The following is a 23,696-nucleotide window of genomic DNA, read 5'->3' on the forward strand; positions in this document are numbered from 1 at the left end:
GAAACGACGACATCCTTCGGGCGCGAGATAGGCGTGCAGCGACCAAGCCGTCAAGCGGCTGGTCCATGTAAGAGTGCCAGATATGGGACAAACAGAGCGTAACTCCTCCACAACCATTCGCGAGCGTATCCTGGCGGCCCTGCAGTCGGCCGAGCAGGATGACCCGGAAGGCACGCGTGCGCGCACCTTCCGCCTTGTGAAATGCGCCATGCGTGACCGCGACGTTATCGCTCGGACACAGGGCCAGTGCGAAGGTTGCGAGGATACCGAAATCCGCAAGCTGCTGGAGACGATGGTTGCCCAGCGTGAGGTCTCGGCACGCGAATATGACGAATCGGGCCGCATCAGCGATGCCGAGCGCGAACGTGAAGAGATCGAGATTATCCAGGCGTTCCTGCCGCGTCCGCTCGCCGGGGAAAACCTGGAGGATGCCGTTGAGGAAGTTGTCGACGATCTTGATGCAAGCAAGCTCAAGGATGTTGGCCGGTGTATGGCGGAACTCCAGAGCCGTTATCCGGGCCAGATTGATACGGGCACAGCTGGCAAGGCCGTTCGCCGCGCATTGCACTAGGTAAACAGGCCTAGTCTGCGCCGTTCGGCCCTGACTGCCCTGCGGCGATTTTCCAGCCATCCTCGCGCAGCGTCATTGCAACGCTCATCCAGCCGCCGAAGCGGAACATGGTCCCGTCATCCGAACCGATCATCGCGAAATCGAAATTCGCCGTAACGAGGGCGGATGTATCCGAGGTATCTGCCACCAGGATTTTCCGTACGGTCATCTGCGGGGTGCCCCCATAGGAGAGCAGCCCCTGCATGGAGGCGGCTGCTTCTTCGGCATTCGTGTATCTGAGCTTGCCCTGTTCGATCCAGTGAAAGTCCGGATCGCGGTCGTAAAAGCCGGCCGCTGTTTCGGCGTCGGATGTGTTGATCGCCTCGACATAGGCCTCGAATGCGGCGCGTGCGTCAGCTGATGTGTCCGCCTGCGCTGTGGTGGTGCAGGCGGTCAGGAAGGCCACGGAAGCCAGAAGTGTCGGAAGTCTCATGTCATGTCTGCCTTTTGCCGGGATATTCTCTTATCACGGCGAGGTTTGGTCAGGCCAACTCGCATTCGTTTCTTCCTCGATGGTCCTTCTCGCGGTAGGGTAACAAGGATGTCTGCTTCCATCCGTATCCCCGATGGTTTTGTCGAAGAACTGAAGGCGCGCCTGCGGCCTTCGGATGTGATCGGGCGCAAGGTAAAGCTGAAAAAGCAGGGCAAGGAATGGGTCGGGCTGTCCCCCTTCACCAACGAGAAAAGCCCGAGCTTCTACGTCAATGACCAGAAGCGTATCTTCAAGGACTTCTCCTCCGGCATTGGCGGGGATGTCATCTCTTTCGTCATGGAAACCGAGCGGCTGTCCTTCATGGAAGCGGTCGAGAAGCTCGCCGACGAGGCGGGCATGTCGCTGCCCAAGCCGACAGAGCAGGACGAGGAGGCCTATGACCGGCGCAAGCGGCTTTATGCCTGCTGCGAGGCGGCCTGCGCCTTTTTCGAGGACAGGCTGCGCGCGGCGGAGGGCACTGAAGCGCGTGAATACCTTGAAGGCCGGGGCCTCGGGGCCGGGGCGTGGGCCCGTCACAGGCTGGGCTATGCCCCCGATGACTGGCGCAAGACGATCGAGCACCTGAAGGCGGAAAGCTTCGGGATGCAGGAAATTCTCGACGCCGGTCTCGCCGTCCAGAAAGAAGGCGGCGGGGAGCCCTATGATCGCTTCCGGGGCCGTGTCATCTTTCCGATCACGGATATACGCGGGCAGGTGATCGCCTTCGGCGGACGCGGTCTGCAACCCGATGCCAAGCCGAAATATCTCAATTCCAATGACACCGAACTCTTCCACAAGGGCCGGGTGCTCTATCGCTACAAGGCTGCACGTGAGGCGTTCGGCAACACCGATGAAGGCGGCCTGATCGTCTGCGAAGGCTATATGGATGCGATTGCGCTTGCCGAGGCCGGGTTCGGCCATGCCGTCGCGCCGCTGGGGACCGCGCTGACGGAGGACCAGCTTGGCCTTCTGTGGCGGGCCGGGCCTGAGCCGGTGCTATGCTTCGATGGGGACGCAGCCGGTCTGCGGGCGGCCTATCGTTCCATCGAACGGGCCTTGCCGCACCTGGAGCCGGGCCGATCCCTGTTTTTCTGCCTGCTGTCTGAGGGCATGGACCCCGATGACCTGATCCGCCAGTCGGGACCTGAAGCCATGCGCAATGCGCTCGAAGCCTCGTTGCCACTGGTCGAGGTGTTGTGGCGCCGCGAGCGTGATGCCGAAGCGATCGACACACCTGAGCGCCAGGCCGGGCTTGAATCGCGTCTTTTAGCAGCTGCCGGGCAGATCAGGAATCCGGCGGTAAAAAATGCCTATGAGCGCGATCTCAAGGCCCGCATGCGCGATCATCTCTGGCAGCAGCGGCAGGCGCGGCGCGGCAATGCTCCGGGCATGAAGTCTCAGAAGCCGGGAAGTCCGCCGCCAAGAGGCGCACAGCAGACGGGGACCCCGGCCAAGACGCGCGGGCTTGGCCTGCTTGTCAGGGCCATGGAAAACCCGCACCTGATCGACATTGCTTTCGAGACACTGAGCATGGCGTCATTTCCCGATAGTGACGTTGCAATGATCCGCGATGTGATGATTTCCTGGCCAGAGGCAGAGAAGGGTGTTGACCGCAGCGCTATACGAGACCATTTACTACAACGAGGTAACATGCGCGCTGCTGAATTGCTCGAATCTTATCCCGACATCCCTGATATCGCCCAAGATGGCCCAGAGGAGAGGGAATGGCTGATCGCCCTGGAGCAATATGTGGCCAGAGAAGAGTCCGGGCCTTATGGACCGGCCGGTGCAGGCGGAGAGGTGGCAAACTCACCTGAAAGCTGGCGCCGGCTTCATCATGAGGTTTCGGAACGCAAGGCCCGCGCAGCGCGTCTCAACGAGGCAGCAGAACAGGCCGACCGGGATTGACCGGCTGGTATTTGACATCGAGATGTTGCAGAGAGCGGGCTGCGACAGGCGGGAGAACTACATGGCGAAAGCTCAGAAGAGTGAACATGAGGATGGCGAACTGGAAACAGAAGACCGTCCGGTACTCGATCTGAACGACTCCAAGGTCAAGAAATTCATCAAGCAGGCCAAGACGAAGGGCTACGTCACCCATGACGAGCTCAACGCCGTCCTGCCGTCTGATGAACTGACCTCGGACCAGATCGAGGACACCATGTCGGCGCTCTCTGAAATGGGCATCCAGGTCGTTGAGAACGAGGACGATGTCGACAATGCGCCCAAGGGCACAGCCGTGGCCAAGACGGGCAGTGGCGCTGTCACCAAGAAGGGCAATGCCCGCGGGGCCGACCGGACCGATGATCCGGTGCGTATGTACCTGCGCGAGATGGGTGCGGTGGAACTGCTCTCTCGTGAAGGCGAAATCGCGATTGCCAAGCGTATCGAGGCTGGCCGTGATGCGATGATCCGCGGGCTCTGCGAAAGCCCGCTGACCTTCGAGGCCATGATGGTCTGGCGCGACGAGCTCATGAATGAGCGCATCCTGCTGCGCGACCTGATCGATCTCGAGACGACCTATGGCGCGGAAAACCCCACGCCGGAGCCGCGCGAGAAGACGGACGAGGAAAAGGAAGCCGAAGCCCGCGAGCGCGAGAATGAGACGACCGAAGAGCGTCTTGCCCGCGAAGAACGTGAGGACGAGGAAGAAGGCGCGGCCATGTCCATGTCGGCCATGGAAGCCGAGCTGCGCGACGGTGTCCTCGGCAAGCTGGACGAAATGGCTGTTGCCTTCGGCCAGTATCGCAAACTGCAGGAAAAACTGGTCGAGCGCCGCCTTGAAGGCAAGGCCCTGACCGACAAGCAGAACGAAGAGTATGAGACGCTTGCCCAGTCCATCGTCGATAATCTCAAGACGATGCACATCAACAATGCGCGTATCGAGGCGCTGGTCGAACAGCTTTACGCCATCAACAAGAAGCTGATGGGCCTTGAGGGCAAGCTGATGCGGCTGGCCGATGCGCATGGCGTGCCGCGCAAGGAGTTCCTCCAGCTCTATTTCGGCAATGAGCTGAACCCAAACTGGAAGGACACCGCGCTGGAAACAGCGAAGTCCACCAAGAAGTGGGAGAAATTCTTTGAACGCGAAGGCGAGCAGGTCGATGAAATCCGTGAGGAAATCTCGGCCGTGTCGCAGGAGATCGGCGTGCCGATCGACGACTATCGCCTGATCGTCCAGCGCGTCCAGAAAGGTGAGCGTGAAGCACGTGTTGCCAAGAAGGAAATGGTCGAGGCCAACCTTCGCCTGGTGATCTCGATTGCCAAGAAGTACACCAATCGTGGCCTGCAATTCCTGGATCTCATCCAGGAAGGCAATATCGGCCTTATGAAGGCGGTCGACAAGTTCGAGTATCGCCGCGGCTACAAGTTCTCCACCTACGCGACATGGTGGATTCGCCAGGCCATAACGCGCTCGATCGCCGACCAGGCCCGCACGATCCGTATTCCGGTGCACATGATCGAGACGATCAACAAGATCGTCCGTAGCCAGCGCCAGATGCTGCATGAGATCGGCCGCGAGCCGACACCGGAAGAGCTGGCAGAGAAGCTCGGCCTGCCGCTGGAGAAGATCCGCAAGGTGCTCAAGATCGCCAAGGAGCCGATCTCGCTCGAAACGCCGATTGGCGACGACGAGGATTCAAACCTCGGTGACTTCATCGAGGACAAGCTTGCCCTCCTGCCGGTAGACAGTGCCATCCAGTCCAACCTGCGCGAAACGACGACCCGTGTGCTCGCCTCGCTCACCCCGCGTGAGGAACGCGTGCTGCGGATGCGCTTCGGCATCGGCATGAACACCGACCACACGCTGGAGGAAGTCGGCCAGCAATTCTCGGTGACGCGCGAACGTATCCGCCAGATCGAGGCGAAGGCGCTGCGCAAGTTGAAGCACCCGAGCCGATCGCGGAAGCTTCGGAGCTTCCTGGATACGTAATTCTACAAAAGGCGGTCTGCGGGCCGCCTTTTTATTTCAGGCGCACCCGGTACACACAGCGCCGTGCGCCGGCCAGGAGGTGCTCCTCGCGCGTGACGGCGAGATTGCTTCCGAGTGCTTCCTGAAACACGTCCAGTTCATTGGCACAGAGTTGCGTGCAGGCTTTCGCGGCCGAGCAGATCGGGCAGTGGTTCTCGATGAGAAGCCAGTCAGCGCCGTCTTCGGCGGCATGCGCCATATAGCCTTCGCGACTTCGCAGCTCTGCCAGGCGTTTCACCCGAGCGGCCGGGGCTTTGAGACCTGACATGGCCTCCTTGTAAATGGTGAGCTGGCTTTCGCTGTGCCGGTCGATGACCTTTTCCAGCCCTTCATTCCCGAACATTTCCCGGATCGAATCGATCATTTCCAGCGCGAGGCCCTGATGGGCGTCGGGAAAGGCCCGCGCCGCGGCGTCTGTCAATGACCAGATTTTGGTCGGCCGGCCACGGCCCTGCGGTTTCGCTGTCTCCTCCACCAGTCCTTCTTCGGCCAGTTCATAAAGATGCAGGCGCACCGCCATTGGTGTGACCCCAAGGCTTTCAGCGAGCGACTTGGCCGATTGCGGCCCGCCGCGCTTGATCAGGTCGAGCACGGTATTGCGGGACGCGGTGAGGGCGGGCGGAGCAGAGGTTGTGGGCATGATTCTTTTGTAAAAGGAATTGCTTTCAAAAACAAGTATAATTATAAAAGGAAAAACTTTTATAAATGGAGAAGGACAATGGTGCGCCTCGAACATGCAAATCTCATCGTCACGGATGTGACGCCAACCCTCGATTTCCTGAAAGCCGCTTTCCCGCACTGGCGCGTCCGGGGTGGCGGTGAAGGGACATGGTCCGGCAAGCCGCGCGAGTGGCTGCATTTCGGTGACGACGAGACCTATATCGCGCTGTCAGACAATGGTGATGGCACGCCGCGCGACCTGACAGGCCACGCGCCGGGGCTTGCCCACCTTGCCTTTGAAGTGTCCAGCCTGGGTGCCCTCAAGGCGCGCATGGCAAGCGCCGGGTTCGAGATCACCAATCCCGGCGCCCCGACCGCACATCGTGCGAACGTCTATTATATCGACGGCAATAATATCGAATACGAGTTCGTTGAGTACTTCTCCGACAATCCGGCGGAGAAAAACGATTATGACTGAGACAGCCGCTACCACCTGCGACCCGTGCCGGAGCTGGGCTGACTCGATGCGCATGCCGGTCTATCAATGGACACGCATGATCGACACACTGACAGTCTCCACCACCGGTCCCGGCCTCTATGACTTCACACAGGAGGCCCACAACTTCGTTTCCGAGGCGGGAGCTTCTGAAGGTCTGTTGACGGTCTTCGTGCGGCACACCTCATGCTCATTGCTGATTCAGGAAAATGCCGACCCGGATGTGCAGACGGACCTGAACAGCTTCTTCCGCCGTCTTGTCCCGCCCACCGATGACCCATCCATGCACTGGGTGCGCCATGACACCGAAGGGCCTGATGACATGCCGGCCCACATAAAAGCGGCGCTGACGCAGACTTCACTCGGCATTCCCGTCTCTGACGGTAAGATGGTGCTCGGCACGTGGCAGGGACTGTACCTGTTCGAGCATCGAGACCAGCCGCACACAAGGCAGGTTGTGCTTCACCTGCTCGGCTGATGGCCGGCAAGGCGGAGGGCATCATCGCCGGCATGACGCTTGGCGTACTGGCGAAAGCGCTCGCGTGTACCAAGCGGGGCCCCCTGGCGTTTATGAGGCTTGCAGAGAAGGCAGCCGGCACGCCCGGATTTAGGTCCTTTGCGTTTATGATGGGCCATGACAGGCGTCCCCTGAAAGAAGGTGAAAGAAGCAGATGCGGCTTAATCAGGTTACCGTTCCGTGTGTGGAATATGAGGTGAGCGTGGCGTTCTACAAGACGCTCGGCCTCATACAGATAGTCGATAGTCCGCCGCGCTATGCCCGGTTTGAGTGTCCGGTAAGCGATGGCGGAGAGCCAGCCACCTTCTCGCTACACAAGGTCGATGGCTGGCAGGGCAGCGATGACCCGCTGGTCTATTTCGAGGTTGATGATCTTGACGCGGAACACACCCGGCTGACGGCCGCGGGCATCAGCTCTTTAAGTCCACCCCGGGATCAGTCATGGCAATGGCGCGAAGCTCGTCTCCGTGATCCGGCCGGCAACCGGCTGTGTCTTTACCAGGCTGGCCGCAAACGCCGTTTCCCACCCTGGCGGATCTGACTGGAGCGAGAAGCGCGGGCTCAGGCGGCTTCAGATCTTGCCAGGTCGAAAACGCTGGGCTTGCCTGAGCACCTGCGCTGGAGACGGCGGATATGTGCGGCCTGCGGGTTACGCCAGCCGCTCAGGTTGAGAGCAGGTTCGAGATCGGAAATCAGGATCCAGCTGACCGCACACGCATCGCCCCGGAAAGGAATGAAGGCGCAATCCAGATTCTCCTTCATCCACGCATCAAGGCGGCGTTCACTTTCAAGATCAAAACGGTATGGCGCGCGGGGCCGGAACAGTCGTGGCAGCTTCGTGCCCGCCTCGGCTGTCAGCTCAAGCTGGTCAGCCAGGAGTGCGCCCAGGGACTGGCGCAGGCAGGAGGCCATGCTGTCGCCGGCGGACGGCGCGAAATGTTCCCGCAGTGTATTTCCGCTGTGCGTGTTACCCACAAAGAGGAGACCCTCCTGCGGCAGGCTGACCCGGGGCAGCCAGCGGTAGGGCTTCAGGTAAATGCCGTAGAAGCCATCTGCATGAGAAAGCTCGGGCGACCAGCTCTTGCGGGCTTTTCTGAGCGCCTTGCCAATGTCTGCCGTGTTCACCGCCAACCTCCGGGACCATCCCCGCGAATCGCTGTCACCAGAATGGATGGCAAATTTTTAAGGATGCGTTGATTTCAGGATTTTTTCCGGCTGGCGGCGGGCTGGCCGTTCCGCCACGCGAGGCTGCAGTAAAAGAAAACTCTAACCCGGACGCTTGTGCTGGACCTGTCACGGCCCATCTCGGCTGGAGATGCAAGCAGGGAGCACTTTCATGAAAGCCGTGAAAATCAAGGCACCGGGCGGTTTCGACCAGTTGAACCTGACGGAAATGGATGAGCCGGGAAAGCCGGGCGCCGGCGAAATCCGCGTGCGCCTTCACGCAACATCCCTCAATTTCCATGACCTGATCGTGACGTCTGGCCAGAGCAAGCCGGAAGACGGGCGCATCCCGATGTCCGACGGGGCAGGTGTCGTCGAGGCAGTTGGCGACGATGTCAGCGATTTTGCTGAAGGCGATCATGTGGTTTCGACCTTCTTCCCCCAATGGCTGTCAGGCCCTCCACGCGTCTCGGATTTTTCCGGCACGCCGGGAGACGGAATCGACGGCTATGCACGTGAGGCCGTTGTGGCGAAGGCGACGAGCTTTACGAAAGCCCCGTCCGGCTGGAGCCATGCTGAAGCCGCGACGATTACCACGGCCGGCCTGACGGCCTGGCGTGCGCTTGTGGTCGATGGCGGACTGAAAGCCGGCGACACCGTGCTTACGCTCGGCACGGGCGGGGTCTCGATCTATGCCATACAGATCGCGAAGATGATGGGCGCTGAAGTGATCGCGACATCCTCTTCCAGCAAGAAACTGGACCGTGTGCGCGATCTCGGGGCTGATCATGTGATCAACTACAAGGAAGATGAAAACTGGGGCAGCACTGTCACCAAACTGACCGGCGGGCGCGGTGCAGACCACATCATAGAAGTCGGTGGCCCGGGCACGGTTGGCCAATCCTTCCGGGCTGTGCGCATCGGCGGACATATCGCCCTGATCGGTGTTCTCACCGGCGTCAGTGGGGAGGTGCCAACCGCACTCCTCATGCAGAAACAGGCGAAGCTTCAGGGCCTCATCGTGGGGTCCCGCGCAGACCAAGAAGACTTTGTGCGCGGACTGGAGCATGGCGGTATCCGGCCGGTTCTCGACCGCAGTTTCACACTCGACACGCTGGGCGAGGCATTCGCACATGAGCAGAGTGGCACGCATTTCGGCAAGATCGTTGCGGAGTGGTAAACGCTGTCATTCGGTCATGCGGGGTGGCCCGTCATTCCAAAGATGACGCAAATGACGGGTTCACCCGCTGGCCTGAATGTGCTTTATGACGCATATGCTGCAGTGCGTCACAACCCTTTTTCTCGGGTGAGGGCGAACCCATATCTCACTGACGCATTGGTCTTGTATAGCTGACTGGAGAGTCATTCATGCTGCTCAATATGCTGAAAGCAAAACTTCATTCCGGATCGGTCACGCAGTGTGACCTCCATTATGAAGGGTCGGTCTCCATCGACCAGGAGCTGCTCGACGCCTCCGGTATCCTGCCGAATGAGCGGGTCGATATCTGGAACGTGACCAATGGTGCCCGCATCCAGACCTATGCGATCGAGGCGCCCCGCGGTTCGAAGGCCATCGGCGTGAACGGTGCCGCTGCCCGGCACTTCTCCGTCGGTGACAAGGTGATTATCGCCGCTTTTGCCTCGGTCGAAGCCGACAAGGCACGTCAGCACGCCCCGACAGTCGTGCTGCTGGACGATCACAACGAGATGAAAGCCCCGAGCGCGGCTTACTAGGCTTCAGGCCAGAAAAGTTCCCAGAAAAGAAGCCGGCAGGCTAATGGGCCCGCCGGCTTTGTCATGTCTGGCGTCTGATTATTTGTGCAGCTCGAAGGTGATGTCGACATTCACCGAATAGCCGACCTCTCCGCCGGAGACTTTCGTATCTGCCTGGCCACTTTCTGCGCGCATCGCCATCATCGCCATCGGGCGGGGGGGCTGGCTTGAAGACGTTTCATTGATCGTAACGATGCGGGCCACTGAATAGCCGGTGGCTTCTGCATAAAGCTCTGCGCGGGCCATTGCCTTCTCGACGGCCTTGCGGCGGGCTTCATCGCGTGCCTCAGACGGGTCCTCGAGCTCGAAGTTGATGCCGGAAATCGTATTGCCTCCCTGCGCGACAACGGCATCCATGGTCTGCCCGAGGTTTTCCAGATCATTGACCGTTACGGTGAGCTGGTTGCTAGCGGTATAGCCGACGACTTTAGGTGGACTGCCATCCTCGCGGCCGGAATAGTCGTAGCGCGGTTGCAGGGAGAGGCTGGAGGTCTGCATGTTCCGCTCCTCAACCCCTGCCTCTGCGAGGGCGGCATAAACGCCTTCCATACGGGTGGCATTCTGCGACATGGCTTCCGATGCCGTCGGCGAGTCGGTCTGCACGCCTGCAGTAATCGTGACCATGTCGGGGGCGCGGGAGACTTCACCGCTTGCCGAGACTGAAAGCGTTGTTTCCGGCTGGATCGAGTTCGGATGAGAGGCTGAAGCAGCTTCCTCATGCGCGAAACTTGCAGGGGCCGTCACAAGGGCCGTCGCGGCGGCGATTGCCAGGGCCGGGCGGGAAAAGGTGGGATTCATAAGGCTTTCCTCTTTCATTGGGACTTGCAGTTGCGATCTAATTCGGCCATTGCGGCACCATCGTGACGACGACATGATGTCTGCACGAATTCAGGGCCTGTAGCTCAGTTGGTTAGAGCGGACCGCTCATAACGGTCTGGTCGGGGGTTCAAGTCCCTCCGGGCCCACCATTCATCCCGGGTAGCACGGCGCGTCAAAAATCACTCCGGCAGACTGACTTTATGGAATGAATGCCCCTGCAGGGACTTTGTTTTTGGTCCCGGTCTCTGATCAAGCGAGTTCCGTAGCACTATCCCTTTCCGCCCGTATCGAACTTGTCGGTCTTGCGTTCGCCGAACAGCATGCGCTGTTCGAGCCGGGCGCGCAGGGCGGCGTAATAGGCTTCGAGGAAGGCAAGGTCGCTTTCGTCAGTGCCTTTCTCCCGCCCGATCTTTTCGCGGATGCGCTCGGCCACACGTGTCTTGATCTCGGCTGTAGACTGACGCAGCACATCCTCCAGGACGTGCAGCTCATGGATGCCATAGGTGTCGAGTTCAGCCTCGGTGAACGCATAGCCATTGGCCGAGGGAAGGGGCGCGGCAGACGTGATGTCCTGCTTCAGCCGGGTGCGCGGCGCATGAATGACGATCGTCCCCGCGATCAGGTCGCCTACGCGCAGCTTGTCCCGGTTGAAGAGGGGAAACAGCACGAAGACAGCGCTCCAGAGAAGCGCAAGGATACGTATCCAGGCACTGACTTCGTCCTCAGCGGTCATGAAGAGCAGGCTCAGCGGCAGGAACACTTCCAGCTCCCGCATGAAGTTGCGGGCCAGCACCGCATTTGCAGTCAGGCGGCCTCCATTGCGTGCAGCCACACGCAGGCCAAGCGCACGCTTGCCAGGCGTGGCCGCCTTCCGTCCGATCTCGAAGGCGACAAAATAGAAATTTCTGAGCAGGAATATGAGGACCGTGCTTATGGAAACGGCCATCTGCCAGCCTTGATATCCCATGGAGGAGAACATCGAGGATACCGTGAAAAGGCAGGCGAGCATCGTTATGAGCAGGATGGCGAAATCAAGCAGGAAGGCGCCCGCGCGTTCAGAGGCCGTTGCGATCTTGAGATTCAGGGCTGCGCCCTCAGGCGTGACAAGCGGACGGATACGTTTGGCCTGGCGGGCCTGCTCCTTCAGGCGCAATTCACGCCGGCGCAGGGCTTCCCGGCGGCTGTCGCCGGACGCAGGAGAGCGGCGGTCACGGGCCATCAGCTATCCTCGCCAGTCCATTCATCCTGCCCGCCACGTGGCCAGTAGAAATAGACCAGCCAGAAGACGAGACTGGCCGCGGCAATCGCGTAGCGCGCCATATCCGAATTGATCATCTGGCGGCCGAAGCCTTCCAGAAGCGCAGCTGTAAACAGCATCAGTACGGTTCCAATGATAAGAAGCGCCGCCGAATGGCCCGCATCCCGCATGGACTGCATCCGGCTTTTCGTGCCGGGAAAGGCGACCGCGCTGCCGATCATGAAACCGCCTGCACCGGCAAGGATAATGGCGAAAAGTTCTGTCACGCCGTGGATAAAGAGCCAGCCTGTCAGTTCGGCGGCCAGCCCCTTCTGCCAGAAGACAGCAAAGAAGCTGCCAATATAGACGCCATTGTAAATAAGCAGGATTGCTGTCGGGATACCGAAAGCGAAACCCAAAGCAAAAGCGAAAATGGCGATGCCGCTATTGTGCGAGAACAACTGCGCCGAGAAGGCGGCCAGCATATCCGCGATATTTGTCTCTTCGGTGTAGAGCGTTGCGCGCAGGCTGTCATAACTGGCGTTCGGATTTCGAGAGTCCCAGCCCTGATGGAAGGTCCAGTACCATTCCATGTCCTGCAGGCAGAGAAAGAAGGCAAGCAGGGCGCCTCCGAACAGGCAGGCCGCTGCAAGAAGCGTTGAGCCAAGTGCGCCGGACACCGCGTCCGGCCAGTCCCGGCGGAAATATTGCGCGATGCGCCGGCCCATGCTGGCGCGGGTGCCGTAGACGAAGAAATAGGCCCGTGCGCACAGTGTTTCGAGATAGGCCAGCACGTTCTGGTCGAGCGAGATGGAGCGCGCGACCGAAAGCGACGAGACGGCCTGCCGGTAGAGCCGGGGCAGCGCCGTCATCTCTTCATCGGAAAGCGCCTTCATGCCGCGTTTTTCCGCCCGTGTGACGATTTCGTCGAGACGGCTCCAGTCTTCCTGGCGTTCCTCGCGGAAGCGGTAGGATTTCATCACCCGGTCGTTCACAGGAGCTCCCTCCGCTTGATCTCGAGATAGCGTGAGACAAGCTCAGCGCCGAACCGCTCCGGACGTGTCTCGATCACCTGCACGCCCATGCGTTGTAGCTTGCGGAAGACGACTTCGCGTTCCTGGAGCAGCGTGTCGGCGATGACGGCGCGGGAAACATCTTCGGCGCGCCGTGGCTCGGCCTCGACCATGCGCGCCAGCGCCTCATCCTCGAAGGTTGCGAACAGGACGAGATGCTTCTCCCGCAGGCGGGCGACATTTTCCAGCATCAGCTCTGCGGATGTGGTGTCGACGAAATCGGTAAACAGGATGATCAGCGAACGCCGCTCGAGACGCTGGGCGAGGTCTGTCAGGGCGAGCGTATAGTTGGCGTCTTCGGTCGAGTAGTCGAGCCGCGCGGCAAGGCGCTGGATATGCGGGAAGGCCGCCGCGCCGGTCACCACATTGCTTGCCACACCGGGACGCGAGTCGAATCCGAAAATCGCCGTCCTGTCGCCGGAACGCAGGGAAACATAAGCCAGCAGCAGGGCAGCATTGATGGCCCTGTCGAGCTTCGGCACGCCGCCCAGCGGTTCGCTCATCAGGCGTCCGGTATCAAAGGCAAAGACGATATTGTGGTTGCGCTCCGTGCGGAACTCCTTGGCCAGCAGCATCCTGTGGCGGGCGGAGTGTTTCCAGTCGATCGCACGCCGGTCCATCCCGGAGGCGAACTCCCGCAGGGCGTCGAATTCAGAGCCGTCGCCACGTTCGATCTGCATCTTGATGCCGAAGTCTGCATCGCGCTGGTAAAGCCGCACCGCTTCTTCTTTCACCCAGCGTGTGTTGGGCGTGATCGGTAGGTCCGTCTCGAGAACAAAAATCCTGCGGATGGCCACAAGGCCGAGCGGGCCTGTCCAGCGCGCCCAGATCCTCTCGAGCCTGCCTGTGCCGCGCCGGATCGGTTGCAGTTTGAAACTGCTCGTATGCGCCCGGTCCTGCCAGCCTCTCAGGATTTTTCTTGGTGGTGAGGCAATCAGCGGACTGGTTTCAAGCTGTACCTCCACATGGCCGGGCAGCGGACCCTTAAGGAAGGTGAAGATCACATCGGCGCTCTCTTCACCCGACATGTAGAGAAGGGCCGGTGCATCGACGCTGGCTTGGGCAGCTGGCGCACGTCCGGCGAGCACAAGGTCTGCAAACATCAGCGCCAGAACGCCCATGATCCATCCTGCCGACATCACCCAGAGCCCGGGGGCAAACACGGCAATGGCCAGCATCACCGGCACACCGGCAAGCATAAGCCAGATAGAGCGGAGCGTGGGTGCGATCATCGCGGAGCGGAGGTCTGGTCGATCAGGGTGGCGAGGGTTTCGTCCGTGGTGCGGCCCTCGATCTCTGCGGCGGGCGACAGGATTACACGGTGGCGCAGGGCGGGCGGTGCAAGTGTTTTCACGTCATCGGGGATGACATAGTCACGTCCGTCCAGTGCGGCCCTTGCGCGGGCAGCGGCGGCTATGGCAGCAGCCGCACGCGGGCTGGCGCCAGTTTCCAGCGCCGGGGTCTCGCGCGTGGCACGTATGATGTCGACAATATAGCCAACGACATCTTCATTGATCCGGATGGCCGCAACCGCCTCGATGGCCGTGTTGAGCTGGCTTGTGCTGACAGCTGCTTCGACACCGAAGGCCGCCGCGGTCTTCATGCCGGTGCGGTTGCCGTGGCCCGAAACAATGGCGACTTCTTCCTCACGCGTTGGATAATCGAGGACATGCTTGAACAGGAACCGGTCGAGCTGCGCCTCGGGCAGGGGGTAGGTGCCCTGTTGTTCGATCGGGTTCTGCGTGGCGATGACGGTAAAGCGGTCATTCAGGCTGTGCGGCTTGCCATCGATGGTGACCTTGCGCTCCTGCATGGCCTCGAGCAGTGCGGCCTGCGTCTTGGGCGGGGTGCGGTTGATCTCGTCGGCGAGCAGGATGTCGGTAAAGATCGGGCCCTTGGTCAGCGAGAACTCGTTGGTCTGGAAGTTGAAGAGATTGGTGCCGATGACATCGCCGGGCATCAGGTCTGGTGTGAACTGGATGCGCCCGAAATCGAGGTCGATGGCCGCAGCGAAACACTGGGTCAGCAGCGTCTTGGCCGTTCCGGGCGGGCCTTCCAGCAGGATGTGTCCGGAAGAAAAGAGAGCCGTCAGCATCAGGTCGACCGTTTCGGCCTGGCCGACCACGGCTTTTGCCACTTCGCCACGGATCGCATTGGCCAGGCCCTGAATCTCAGTCGTTTCCATGTGTCATCTCCCTGCGCCAGCGCCAGAGGGCGCGGGCCTTGTGTCTCAGTTCATCACGCGAGGCGGCAGGACCGGAAAGCCTGCCACTCAATTCGTTCCAGCTCTTTTCCTGTCCCGCATGGTTGCCCATCCGGTCGAGCAGGGCCGCAAGCTCGGTCTCGCTCAGTGTTTTCGGCAAGCCAAGCTCACGCGCCAGCGCGCGGCGGCTGAGGGCGAGATAACCTGGTGCCATGCGGCCCTCGCGCCGTGTCATGGCGATCAGACCGGCGGAATTATCAGCCAGGGCCTGCTTGCCCGGCGCGAATGGCGGGGCTTCGCGTTCAGGGCTTCCAAAGCGGATGGCGGCAGCCCAGCCAATCAGGCCCATGGTTGCCAGCGCGACGAGTGTCGCCCCGAGAAAGGGAATGTCGAGCAGCATCCTGAGCAGGCTGTTGGAATGCTCGAAGCCGTGCAGTGTCGCATCGAAGGCTATCGGCTGGCGCTGCGCCCGGGTCACACGCTCAACGATGTCGAGACCGATGCGGGCATTCTCCACCTGCGCGAGGCCGAAATTGTTGAGAACATCAGGGTCTGACAGGACATAGATTTCCCGGTCGGGCAGGCGCGACAGAAGCTGACCTTCCGGCAGGCCGACGACTTCCTGGAGAGTATCTGACCTGATGAGCTGTATCTCTGGTTCGAAAACGGGCTGATAGCTGGCGGACGGGGTCTCGATACGACTGGGCGAGCTGGCGCGCTCGATGCTGGCGTCTTCAGCCACGAGGCCCAGCATGGCGTCGACAGGGCCTGTCCTGGCCAACCGCGTATCCAGTTCGAAAGCCTGGCGTGTGGGATTGGCTGTGAATGACCATTTCGGAAGGACAATCAGCGCTGGTTCGGCCAGTTCCTCCATGTCAAAGGAGCGCCCGTAAAGCGGCAGGGTCAGCACCATCAGCCGGCCATTCGATGTGTTGAGCGACTCGCTGCGCCGCGAGACGGCCGGGGTGTAGCCTTCAGTCTCGAGAATCTTGATGAGCCCGGCATACCCTGTCGCAGACCGCGAATAGGGGGTAGGGCCGGGCCGGTCACGGCTTGCAAGTTCCGGGGCCCAGGCCATGAGGGAAAGCACAGCGCCAAATGACACCAGTCCGACCATGATCAGCGCGATCACGACGCTTGGCGCAAAAGGGCTTCTGGTGCCGGGCAGGCGCTCGCTTGCCGGGCTCATGATGTGCCGGCTCCGAAGGCAAAGCTCTCATAGGAGCGGCGTGCATGCTGCCAGCCGTCACGGTCGACGGGACGTCCGCCAAAGAAGCTGTTCTCGACGATACGGATAATCGGGGCCAGCGCTTCGCGGGTGCGGTCTGTCAGGTCTGACAACGACTGTATTTCACGCGCCGTCAGCGATTGCGGCAGCCCGCCAGTACGGGTCTGGCGGACATCCTCGATTGAGCGGAATAGAAGCAGGTGGACCGCTTCGGCAAACCGGCCGCTCGCCGCCAGCCTGTCAGCTTCTTCCAGAAGCGCGCTGGCCTGTGCCTCGTCCGGACGCTGGTCACGGATATCGGAGATGTCTGCCTCGTCGGCCTTGTCTTTTCGCTGTCTTTGCAGGCCAACCATGTCCCCGAACATATACCAGAGCGCATAGACGATGGCGCAAATCACAGCCGAAATCAGGATCGCCTGGAAAACCCAGCCGAATGACCTGAACAGCCAGGCAAAGAAGTCGCCGACCGCTTCGATGAACGGATTACGCGGTGTATCGAAATCTTCCGGTTCCGGCCTGAATTGCGGGCGTTCGGTCTGTAGCCGGTCATTGCCTGCATGCTCTGCAACGATGCGCTCGATCCGGTCGCTCTCAGGTTCGTCGCCGGCATCGCTTGTCTGCGCAAGCGCCGGGGCTGTCCCGCATAGCCCGAAGAGCATGGCCCAGGCGATGACGATCGTCCGGACAGCATCTCTCACGCGGCAGCCTCCTCTCCTGTGGCGCTTGGATAAACGCCACTTCACCCTTCAACCTTGACTATTTCAGAGCTGCAGCGTGGCGTCCATGGGGCTCTTGAGATGTTGGCGGCAATAACCGATATGGCGCGGATGCCGAGCAAGGATACTGAAATGGACCGCGCCGCCACCTATCGTGACCTGAAAGCCGAGATCGAAAGCATCGTCGCCGGGGAGAGCTATGTCCCGGCGCGTTATGCCTCGGCCGCCTGCCTGCTGGCGGAAGCCTTCCGGCCCCGTTTCTTCTGGACAGGTTTCTATGTTGTCGACCCCGACAAACCTGACGAGCTGGTCGTCGGCCCGTATCAGGGCACGCTTGGCTGTCTGCGCATCCCGTTCGGCAAGGGCGTCTGCGGGGCCTGCGCGGCCGAGGGAAAGACGCAACTGGTCGAGGACGTTCACGCCTTCCCCGGCCACATTGCCTGCGACTCGCGGTCAAACTCCGAAATCGTGGTGCCTGTCTTTGATGACCAGGGAAAACTGGCGGCTGTGCTTGACGTGGATTCGACGGAGTATGGTGCGTTTGACGACGTGGACCGTGAGGGGCTCGAGGCGATCTGCAAGACCCTGCTGACAGCCTGACGTCCGCCTAGCGGCCCGGTCCTGCCACTGCGGCACATGGCTCACCATACATGCCACCCTGGTCGATGCAGAAAAACGCCCAGTCACCGGACGTGTCCGGCTTGTCGCCTGTATTGTCCCCGACATAGGCCACGACGTCCACACCGGGATAGCCCTGCGCAGCCAGCATGGCCGGGATGATGTCATAGCGCGGCGTCTTGTTCGAGACACCTTCAGGTGTCGCTTTCGTCATCAGGATACGGAAGTCTTCAGGACGCTCCAGTCCGACGGCAGCAAGGTTTTCCTCTGTCCAGAGTTGCGTCGTGTCGGCCCGGTTGGTGACGAGCGCGACATGACCTCCCAGCGCATTGACCCGCTCGATAAACGGTTTTGCTCCCGGCACGAGCGTTGCCGCCTTTTCCTGTGTCCAGGCCTGCCAGCTCTCCTCTGAATAGGTTTCGCCCGCCCGCTCGATCCGTATCTGGTACTCAATGTTGTTAAGCACGGTTTCGTCGATATCGAGCGCGACCGCCCATGTGCCAGGCGCGCGTGTTGCGGCAACCTCTTCGACATGGGCTGTGGCTTCGCCGTAGACATCCTGCGCCTCTTCGGCCCAGCCGGCATTATCGGCCACCCATGCTACGCCGGGGCTAAGGTCTGCTGGTTGGACAGGCGGCGGCGTCGCACATGCGGCAAGGGCCGTAGCAGCCAGTAGCGAAGCGAACTGTAAACGGTGAATCATGGTGGGTGCCTGTATCAGTCGAGGATGGGCGCGTTCGGCCCGATATGTACGGCAAGCGTTTTGCGCGCAGTCTCTGGCAGGTCGCGCCACGCTGCGCGAAGTGTATCGAGACAGCGTTTCTGATACTTGAAAACGCCCTGGCTGTAAGTCCGGCCTTCCAGTTGCAGGCTGAAAGTCTCAGCGCCTGCTTCCAGTGCATCGGCATTGGCCTTCAGGAAAGGCAGGTATGTATCGCCCGCGACAGCAAGCAGGGCCTGGACGACTTCAGACAGCCCCTTTGCCCAGTCGCCGCTGACACCTGACGCATCATCTGCGAGATCCAGCCAGCGATAGAAATAGGGCCGCTCGGCGCGCAGGAAGGCCATCGGCGTCGGGTCGTAGCTCATCACCTTGATCTGGCCGTAGAAGGCCATGTCGGCGAGGGACGGCTTGTTGCCGAACAGGAAGAGGGTGGGGCCAAGCGCCATTTTTTCCAGGAGAGCGGTGACACGGGCGAAGGACGCTTCGATGACCGGCTTGGTCTCTGGCGTGCAGCCGACCAGCGCCATGCGGGATATCTGCCGCTCGCGGATGTCGGCCGCCGCTGTCTCGACGGTTTCGCGCCCGGCATTGGGCAGGCTGTCATAGATCAGCCAGTTGGCGCACCACTCAGCATCTTCGGTATAATGCCAGCGATAGTGGAACATCGCTTTCATGGTCCACTCGTCGGCCATGTCCTCAAGCAGAAGGCAGGCAAAGCGCTGGACAGGGTCATCTGGCAGGAGACCGCGGCCCTGGTCTTCGATCGATAGCAGGAAGGGCGTGGAATCGTTTGTCCAGCTGCCGTCAGGTGTCTGGATCACGGGGATGACCGGCGCCTTCACCTTCGAGAGGATGTCCTTGCGGATATCCGCGGTCATCGGTGTCCAGCGGTGGGGAAGGTCCTTGGCACGCATCGCCGCGCGGGTTTTCATGGAATAGGGCGAGCCGAGCCCGCCATAGATCGTGTAAGGCGTATCGCTCATGACGGTTCTCCCATCTGGTGGGTCTCTATCAGGTCCTGGTGCTTGAGGCCCGCCTCACGATGACGGTGGGCCTCCTGGTAACGCGGATCACGCATCATGGTGAGCATGTGATGCCGGGACGGGTAGTGAACCACGAGCACGCGGTCCCAGTCCTCGTTGCCGCCGATCAGGAAACCATGCACACTGCCGGCATAGAGGGTCTTCAGTCCGATGGAGGGATCATCGGAAAGCGCCTCCAGGCCCTTGGCATAGCGGTTATAGGCTTCTTCGCCGGAGATGTTATCGCCCTTTTCCGGATCACTTTCCTTGTACTGGGCTTTCTCGTGGAATTTCAGCAGGTTGACCATGATCACAGGCCCCTCATGCTCGTCCTTGGCAAAGCGGCGCATCTGGTCAGTATCGGGCTGTAGCGCTGGCATGTTTTCCTCCTGAACTTTTTAGGTAATCCTGCCTGCTGGATCAGACGCAGACAAGTTCACGTCAGCGTGACGTCGCGGCATGAAAAAGCACGGCGAAGATCCGGTGCAATGACTTCAGACTACTTCGTCCCAGTTACGGCTGAGCCGGTTGGCGGCATTGATTATGCCGACCATGGAATAGGTCTGCGGGAAGTTGCCCCAAAGCTCTCCGCTGGCCGTGTCGATGTCCTCCGACAGCAGGCCGAGGCGCGTGCGGTGGGCCAGCACATCCTCGAACATTGCGCGGGCTTCGTCGATGCGCCCGATCCGGGCTAGGGCATCAATGTGCCAGAAGGTGCAGGCGGTAAACGCCGTCTGCGGTAGGCCGAAATCGTCTTCCACGCGGTAGCGGTAAACGTGATAGCCGTCGCGCAATTCCTCATCGACGCGCTCGACCGTCTTGATGAAGCGCTCATCCTTCGCATCGATGAAGCCGATTTCTGCCATCAGCAGGACAGAGGCATCAAGCGCGTCCTCGCCGAACGCGCCGGTAAAGGCCTGGCGTTTCTCGTTCCACGCCTTCTCCAGCACGCCCTCGCGGATTTCATTGGCCTTCTCGGTCCAGTATTGCGTGCGTTCTTCCATGCCGAGACAGGCAGCGATACGCGCCAGCCGGTCACAGGCAGCCCAGCACATGATGGCCGAAGATGTGTGGACATGGGCAAAGCCCCGGAACTCCCAGATGCCGGCATCCGGCGTATTCCAGACGGCATAGGCGCGTTCACCGACGCCCTCGAAATGCGCGAATTCCAGTGGCCCGGCCTTGGCGAACAGCCGGTCGTCGAAGAAGGCCTGGCTCGCCCCCAGTATAACATGGCCGTAGACGTCATGCTGGATGTGCTCGGCTGCCTGATTGCCGAAGCGTACCGGCTTGTGGTCGCGGTAGCCGGGCAGGGCACCAGCGATCTTCTCGGTCAGGTCATTTTCAAGCGCAATGCCGTAAACTGGCTGGATATGGCCCCCGCGCGTATGGGCGACCGTGTTTCTGAGGTAAGCGAGATAGTGTTCCAGCGTCCCCATGGCCGAAAGGCGGTTGAGCGCGGTGACCGTGAAATAGGCATCCCGCAGCCAGCAATAACGATAGTCCCAGTTGCGTTCCGAACCTGCATGTTCGGGGATACTCGTCGTCAGCGCCGCGACGATGCCGCCGGTTTCCTCGTAGACACACAGCTTCAGTGTGATGGCAGCCCGAATGACGGCCTCCTGCCAGTCTGGCGGCGTTGCCAGACGGCGTGACCAGGACATCCAGTGATCGGCCGTGCGTTCCAGCCATTCCAGCGAGATGACGCCGACCCGGTCCGACAGGCTCTCATCGGGGCCGAGCAGGAAACTCACCTCCCGGTCGAGCACGAAATCCCGCCCGTCCATGACATAGGAAACCGGTGCATCGGTTGTGACACGGAAACCAGCTGTTTCATCAAGGAAGCTGATATGGTTCACGCCGCGCCTTGTGACCATGTTGTATTCGCCACGCTGGCTCTGGGCGAACAGTTCGACACGAATGCGCGGCATGCCTTTGAGGGGCGTAATCCGGCGGACCATGGATGTCGGACGGAACATGCGCCCCCGGTCCATGAAGCGGGGGCAGTAATCGGTGACCCGTATGGCCGAGCCATCGTCTGCTTCCAGCACGGTTTCGAGAATGGCGGTGTTCTGCTGGTAGGACTGGGTGCTCTTCACCTGGCCCTGAAGGCTGACGGAGAACTGGCCGCGCCCGCCAAGCAGGCTGTTGAAGACCGGCTCGCCATCAATGCGTGGCAGGCAGAGCCAGACGCATGTTGCTGTCTCGTCGATAAGGCCTGCCACGGTGCCATTGCCGATAATGCCGAGTTCGAGGTTGTTCATTACTGTCCCTGTTCGTTCAGCCAGTTCGTCACATCAACTGTTTCATCAAGCCGGTAGCGTGCGGCTGTCTCGCCAGGACCGACCTTGATGGAAAATCCGCCGAGCCGGTTGGCGACATGGAAGGCGTCCTCGTCGGTTGTATCATCGCCGACCATGACCGGGATACGGTCCCGGAAGGGCGCATGGGTCATCATGCGTTCCAGCGCCCGGCCCTTATGGGCGTGAGCGGGTTTGGCCTCGATCACCATCTTGCCGGCCTGTGCCTTGTAATCCGGTATGTCGTGAAGCGTATCCCTGATGCGCGCAAGCAGCATCTCGCCGAGAGCAGGCGCCTGCCTGTAGTGCACGGCCAGAACAGGGCCCTTGTCTTCCACCCGTACGCCTGCAAGCCCGCGCGTGATCATGTCTATGGCATTGCTGAGGCTGCGGGGCGCACTGGCCCGTTCCTGCGGGGCGGCTTCACCCGGAGCGCATATCTCCAGCCCGTGTCCCCCTGCGCGCCAGTAGGAAAGCGGCACGCGCGTGGAAAGGTCACGGATATCGCGCCCGCTGATGATCGCGATAGCATCACCGATAAGCGACTCGAGCCTTGCCAGTGCTTCGCCTGTGGCCTGCGGCAGTGTCACAGTGTCGGGATCGTCCTGGATGGCGGCCAGGGTTCCGTCGAAGTCGAGGAACAGGGCGTGGCGACTGTCCAGATGGGGCAGGTCTGTCTTTGCGATCATGATCAGGTCAGGTCAGCGGATAGGTCTTCCAGGAATTTCAACCGCCACCATGATATGTCCTGATCGACGACAATGTCGCGTAATTTCTCCCAGCGGGCCTTGCGTTCCTCCCGCGGCATTTCCAGCGCGCGGTAGATTGTCTGGGCAACCTTGTAGGCATCATGTGGATTGACGATCAGGGCATCCGACAGCTGCTCGGCTGCGCCGGCAAATTCCGACAGGATCAACACGCCGGGATCTTCCGGGTCCTGCGCCATGACGAACTCCTTGGCGACGAGGTTCATCCCGTCGCGCAAAGGGGTCACGAGGCAGGCCCGTGCGATCCGGTACAGCCCCGCCAGTTCCTTGCGGTCATAGGAGCGGGCGAGATAGCGCAGCGGGATCCAGTCGAGGTCGCCATAATCGCCATTGATGCGGCCAGCCAGTTCGTCGAGCTGGGTGCGCAGGTCGCGGTATTCCTCGACCTTGGAGCGTGAAGGCGGCGCGATCTGGGTGACCGAGACCTTGCCGCGTGTTGCCGGGAAGTGGTCGAACAGTTTGCCAACCGCTTCGAACCGTTGTGGCAGGCCCTTGGAATAATCCATCCGGTCCACGCCGAGCACCAGATTACGTCCACCCAGGAAGCGCCCGATCCTGGCTGCGGCGGTCGTTGCGCGCTCGCTTACCGCGGCCTTGGCGAAACCGTTTGCATCAATTCCGATGGGATAGGCATTCGCTCTGATCTTGCGCCCGAAGACACTGATCCAGCCGTCACCTTCATCAACGGCCTCATAATTCTCAACGAGATAGCGGACGAAGTTTGAGCGGTCTGTCTGTGACTGGAAGCCCAGCACGGAGTATTCGCACATGGCCCGGGCAATTGTTTCGTGCTCGGGCAGGGCGTGGAAGACTTCCGGTGAAGGGAAGGGGATATGCAGGAAAAAGCCGATCGGCCCGTCCCAGCCGCCGCGGCGCAGATAGTCACCCATTAGCAGGAAGTGATAGTCATGCACCCAGACGCTGTCGCCTTTTTCAAGGCGCGGCGAGACCAGTCCGGCGATACGCTCATTGACGGCCGCATAGGTGGCAAAGTCCGCATGGCCGAAATGCGCGAGATCGACCCGGTAGTGAAAGACCGGCCAGATCACCCGGTTGGCATATTGCAGGTAGAAGCCGTCATGCTCGGCCTCAGTAAAGTCCGTGGTGACAAACTCGACATTCTCGTCGGTGAAGACGTCCGGCTCGCCGGGCTCGCCTGACACGATGTTGCCGGACCAGCCGAACCAGATGCCACCCGTCGAGGTCAGGCTTTCCCAGACGGCCACAGCAAGTCCGCCTGCACGCGCACTGGCGTCGGCGGCGGTCCGGTTCGAAATCGCGATAAGTCTGCCCATGACATCCTGACGTTTCTGCCTACAGGTCA

General features: G+C 60.8%; 25 protein-coding genes and 1 tRNA gene. 10 read left to right on the plus strand and 16 right to left on the minus strand.

The genetic code is table 11. The features are described from left to right. Nucleotides 1–82 precede the first annotated feature (82 nt). Complete coding sequence (locus tag Q1K31_RS02305) at nucleotides 83–571, plus strand: GatB/YqeY domain-containing protein (protein WP_300376278.1); 489 nt, start codon at nucleotides 83–85, stop codon at nucleotides 569–571. A 10-nt stretch (nucleotides 572–581) separates the two neighbouring features. On the opposite strand, the gene Q1K31_RS02310 is transcribed toward Q1K31_RS02305, so the two are convergent. Beyond that, nucleotides 582–1,043, minus strand: a complete 462-nt coding sequence (locus Q1K31_RS02310; protein WP_300376280.1) for a nuclear transport factor 2 family protein — start codon at nucleotides 1,041–1,043, stop codon at nucleotides 582–584. 108 nt (nucleotides 1,044–1,151) lie between these two features. Between Q1K31_RS02310 and dnaG the strand changes: the two genes are divergently transcribed. After that, nucleotides 1,152–2,990 carry a DNA primase gene (dnaG, locus tag Q1K31_RS02315; protein ID WP_300376281.1) on the plus strand — a complete coding sequence of 613 codons (1,839 nt, stop codon included), beginning with the start codon at nucleotides 1,152–1,154 and terminating at the stop codon, nucleotides 2,988–2,990. 61 nt (nucleotides 2,991–3,051) lie between these two features. Further along, nucleotides 3,052–5,016, plus strand: coding sequence for an RNA polymerase sigma factor RpoD (gene rpoD / locus Q1K31_RS02320; RefSeq protein WP_300376282.1), 1,965 nt, complete (start codon nucleotides 3,052–3,054; stop codon nucleotides 5,014–5,016). A gap of 31 nt (nucleotides 5,017–5,047) precedes the next feature. On the opposite strand, the gene Q1K31_RS02325 is transcribed toward rpoD, so the two are convergent. After that, nucleotides 5,048–5,695, minus strand: a complete 648-nt coding sequence (locus tag Q1K31_RS02325; protein ID WP_300376284.1) for a metalloregulator ArsR/SmtB family transcription factor — start codon at nucleotides 5,693–5,695, stop codon at nucleotides 5,048–5,050. A gap of 78 nt (nucleotides 5,696–5,773) precedes the next feature. Between Q1K31_RS02325 and Q1K31_RS02330 the strand changes: the two genes are divergently transcribed. The 3 genes from Q1K31_RS02330 to Q1K31_RS02340 all read left to right on the plus strand — a co-directional run bounded on the left by Q1K31_RS02330 (nucleotide 5,774) and on the right by Q1K31_RS02340 (nucleotide 7,269). Then, nucleotides 5,774–6,193, plus strand: coding sequence for a VOC family protein (locus tag Q1K31_RS02330; protein WP_300376286.1), 420 nt, complete (start codon nucleotides 5,774–5,776; stop codon nucleotides 6,191–6,193). A 76-nt stretch (nucleotides 6,194–6,269) separates the two neighbouring features. Next, entirely contained in the window at nucleotides 6,270–6,689 is a 420-nt protein-coding gene (locus Q1K31_RS02335; RefSeq protein WP_367187512.1) for a secondary thiamine-phosphate synthase enzyme YjbQ, read from the plus strand. Nucleotides 6,690–6,882: 193 nt separating this feature from the next. Continuing rightward, nucleotides 6,883–7,269 carry a VOC family protein gene (locus Q1K31_RS02340; protein ID WP_300376289.1) on the plus strand — a complete coding sequence of 129 codons (387 nt, stop codon included), beginning with the start codon at nucleotides 6,883–6,885 and terminating at the stop codon, nucleotides 7,267–7,269. A gap of 20 nt (nucleotides 7,270–7,289) precedes the next feature. On the opposite strand, the gene Q1K31_RS02345 is transcribed toward Q1K31_RS02340, so the two are convergent. After that, complete coding sequence (locus Q1K31_RS02345) at nucleotides 7,290–7,853, minus strand: GIY-YIG nuclease family protein (RefSeq protein WP_300376291.1); 564 nt, start codon at nucleotides 7,851–7,853, stop codon at nucleotides 7,290–7,292. A 211-nt stretch (nucleotides 7,854–8,064) separates the two neighbouring features. Between Q1K31_RS02345 and Q1K31_RS02350 the strand changes: the two genes are divergently transcribed. After that, nucleotides 8,065–9,072: an NAD(P)-dependent alcohol dehydrogenase gene (locus tag Q1K31_RS02350; protein ID WP_300376293.1), complete on the plus strand. Its 1,008-nt coding sequence runs from the start codon at nucleotides 8,065–8,067 to the stop codon at nucleotides 9,070–9,072. A gap of 188 nt (nucleotides 9,073–9,260) precedes the next feature. Further along, nucleotides 9,261–9,626, plus strand: coding sequence for an aspartate 1-decarboxylase (panD, locus tag Q1K31_RS02355; protein WP_300376295.1), 366 nt, complete (start codon nucleotides 9,261–9,263; stop codon nucleotides 9,624–9,626). A gap of 78 nt (nucleotides 9,627–9,704) precedes the next feature. Here panD and Q1K31_RS02360 read toward each other — a convergent pair whose 3' ends face one another. Continuing rightward, the gene (locus Q1K31_RS02360) at nucleotides 9,705–10,463 is read right to left on the minus strand and encodes an SIMPL domain-containing protein (protein WP_300376297.1); all 759 of its coding nucleotides are present in this window, start codon (nucleotides 10,461–10,463) and stop codon (nucleotides 9,705–9,707) included. 93 nt (nucleotides 10,464–10,556) lie between these two features. On the opposite strand from Q1K31_RS02360, the gene Q1K31_RS02365 reads away from it, so the two are divergent. Beyond that, nucleotides 10,557–10,633: transfer RNA gene (locus tag Q1K31_RS02365), tRNA-Ile, on the plus strand. Nucleotides 10,634–10,752: 119 nt separating this feature from the next. On the opposite strand, the gene Q1K31_RS02370 is transcribed toward Q1K31_RS02365, so the two are convergent. Genes Q1K31_RS02370 through Q1K31_RS02395 form a run of 6 tightly spaced genes read right to left on the minus strand, consistent with a single transcriptional unit; the run spans nucleotide 10,753 to nucleotide 16,923 of the window. After that, a complete protein-coding gene (locus Q1K31_RS02370; RefSeq protein ID WP_300376299.1) occupies nucleotides 10,753–11,703 on the minus strand; it encodes an RDD family protein in 951 nt (316 codons plus the stop codon). After that, nucleotides 11,703–12,716 carry a stage II sporulation protein M gene (locus Q1K31_RS02375; RefSeq protein ID WP_300376300.1) on the minus strand — a complete coding sequence of 338 codons (1,014 nt, stop codon included), beginning with the start codon at nucleotides 12,714–12,716 and terminating at the stop codon, nucleotides 11,703–11,705. The genes Q1K31_RS02370 and Q1K31_RS02375 overlap by 1 nt, the downstream gene beginning before the upstream one ends. Then, nucleotides 12,713–14,026, minus strand: coding sequence for a DUF58 domain-containing protein (locus tag Q1K31_RS02380; protein ID WP_300376302.1), 1,314 nt, complete (start codon nucleotides 14,024–14,026; stop codon nucleotides 12,713–12,715). The genes Q1K31_RS02375 and Q1K31_RS02380 overlap by 4 nt, the downstream gene beginning before the upstream one ends. Continuing rightward, entirely contained in the window at nucleotides 14,023–14,979 is a 957-nt protein-coding gene (locus Q1K31_RS02385) for a MoxR family ATPase (RefSeq protein WP_300376304.1), read from the minus strand. Before Q1K31_RS02385 ends, Q1K31_RS02380 begins: the two co-directional genes overlap by 4 nt. After that, nucleotides 14,966–16,186, minus strand: a complete 1,221-nt coding sequence (locus Q1K31_RS02390; RefSeq protein ID WP_300376306.1) for a DUF4350 domain-containing protein — start codon at nucleotides 16,184–16,186, stop codon at nucleotides 14,966–14,968. Before Q1K31_RS02390 ends, Q1K31_RS02385 begins: the two co-directional genes overlap by 14 nt. After that, nucleotides 16,183–16,923 (minus strand): hypothetical protein, encoded by a 741-nt coding sequence (locus Q1K31_RS02395; protein WP_300376308.1) that lies wholly within the window; start codon nucleotides 16,921–16,923, stop codon nucleotides 16,183–16,185. Before Q1K31_RS02395 ends, Q1K31_RS02390 begins: the two co-directional genes overlap by 4 nt. A gap of 150 nt (nucleotides 16,924–17,073) precedes the next feature. On the opposite strand from Q1K31_RS02395, the gene Q1K31_RS02400 reads away from it, so the two are divergent. Further along, nucleotides 17,074–17,541 carry a GAF domain-containing protein gene (locus Q1K31_RS02400; RefSeq protein WP_300376310.1) on the plus strand — a complete coding sequence of 156 codons (468 nt, stop codon included), beginning with the start codon at nucleotides 17,074–17,076 and terminating at the stop codon, nucleotides 17,539–17,541. Between the two features lie 7 nt (nucleotides 17,542–17,548). Here the strand turns inward: Q1K31_RS02400 and Q1K31_RS02405 are convergent, their stop codons facing one another. The 6 genes from Q1K31_RS02405 to Q1K31_RS02430 all read right to left on the minus strand — a co-directional run bounded on the left by Q1K31_RS02405 (nucleotide 17,549) and on the right by Q1K31_RS02430 (nucleotide 23,667). Beyond that, complete coding sequence (locus Q1K31_RS02405; protein ID WP_300376312.1) at nucleotides 17,549–18,262, minus strand: HAD family acid phosphatase; 714 nt, start codon at nucleotides 18,260–18,262, stop codon at nucleotides 17,549–17,551. A 14-nt stretch (nucleotides 18,263–18,276) separates the two neighbouring features. After that, nucleotides 18,277–19,266: a glutathione S-transferase family protein gene (locus Q1K31_RS02410; protein WP_300376314.1), complete on the minus strand. Its 990-nt coding sequence runs from the start codon at nucleotides 19,264–19,266 to the stop codon at nucleotides 18,277–18,279. Next, nucleotides 19,263–19,685 carry a DUF1330 domain-containing protein gene (locus Q1K31_RS02415; RefSeq protein ID WP_300376316.1) on the minus strand — a complete coding sequence of 141 codons (423 nt, stop codon included), beginning with the start codon at nucleotides 19,683–19,685 and terminating at the stop codon, nucleotides 19,263–19,265. Before Q1K31_RS02415 ends, Q1K31_RS02410 begins: the two co-directional genes overlap by 4 nt. A gap of 114 nt (nucleotides 19,686–19,799) precedes the next feature. Further along, nucleotides 19,800–21,569 carry a glycoside hydrolase family 15 protein gene (locus Q1K31_RS02420; protein ID WP_300376318.1) on the minus strand — a complete coding sequence of 590 codons (1,770 nt, stop codon included), beginning with the start codon at nucleotides 21,567–21,569 and terminating at the stop codon, nucleotides 19,800–19,802. Then, the gene (gene otsB, locus Q1K31_RS02425) at nucleotides 21,569–22,294 is read right to left on the minus strand and encodes a trehalose-phosphatase (RefSeq protein ID WP_300376320.1); all 726 of its coding nucleotides are present in this window, start codon (nucleotides 22,292–22,294) and stop codon (nucleotides 21,569–21,571) included. Before otsB ends, Q1K31_RS02420 begins: the two co-directional genes overlap by 1 nt. 2 nt (nucleotides 22,295–22,296) lie before the next feature. Then, on the minus strand, nucleotides 22,297–23,667 hold the full coding sequence (locus Q1K31_RS02430; protein WP_300376322.1) for a trehalose-6-phosphate synthase: 1,371 nt from the start codon (nucleotides 23,665–23,667) through the stop codon (nucleotides 22,297–22,299). Nucleotides 23,668–23,696 lie beyond the last annotated feature (29 nt).

The organism is Henriciella sp., assembly GCF_029936995.1.
Taxonomy (GTDB): domain Bacteria; phylum Pseudomonadota; class Alphaproteobacteria; order Caulobacterales; family Hyphomonadaceae; genus Henriciella.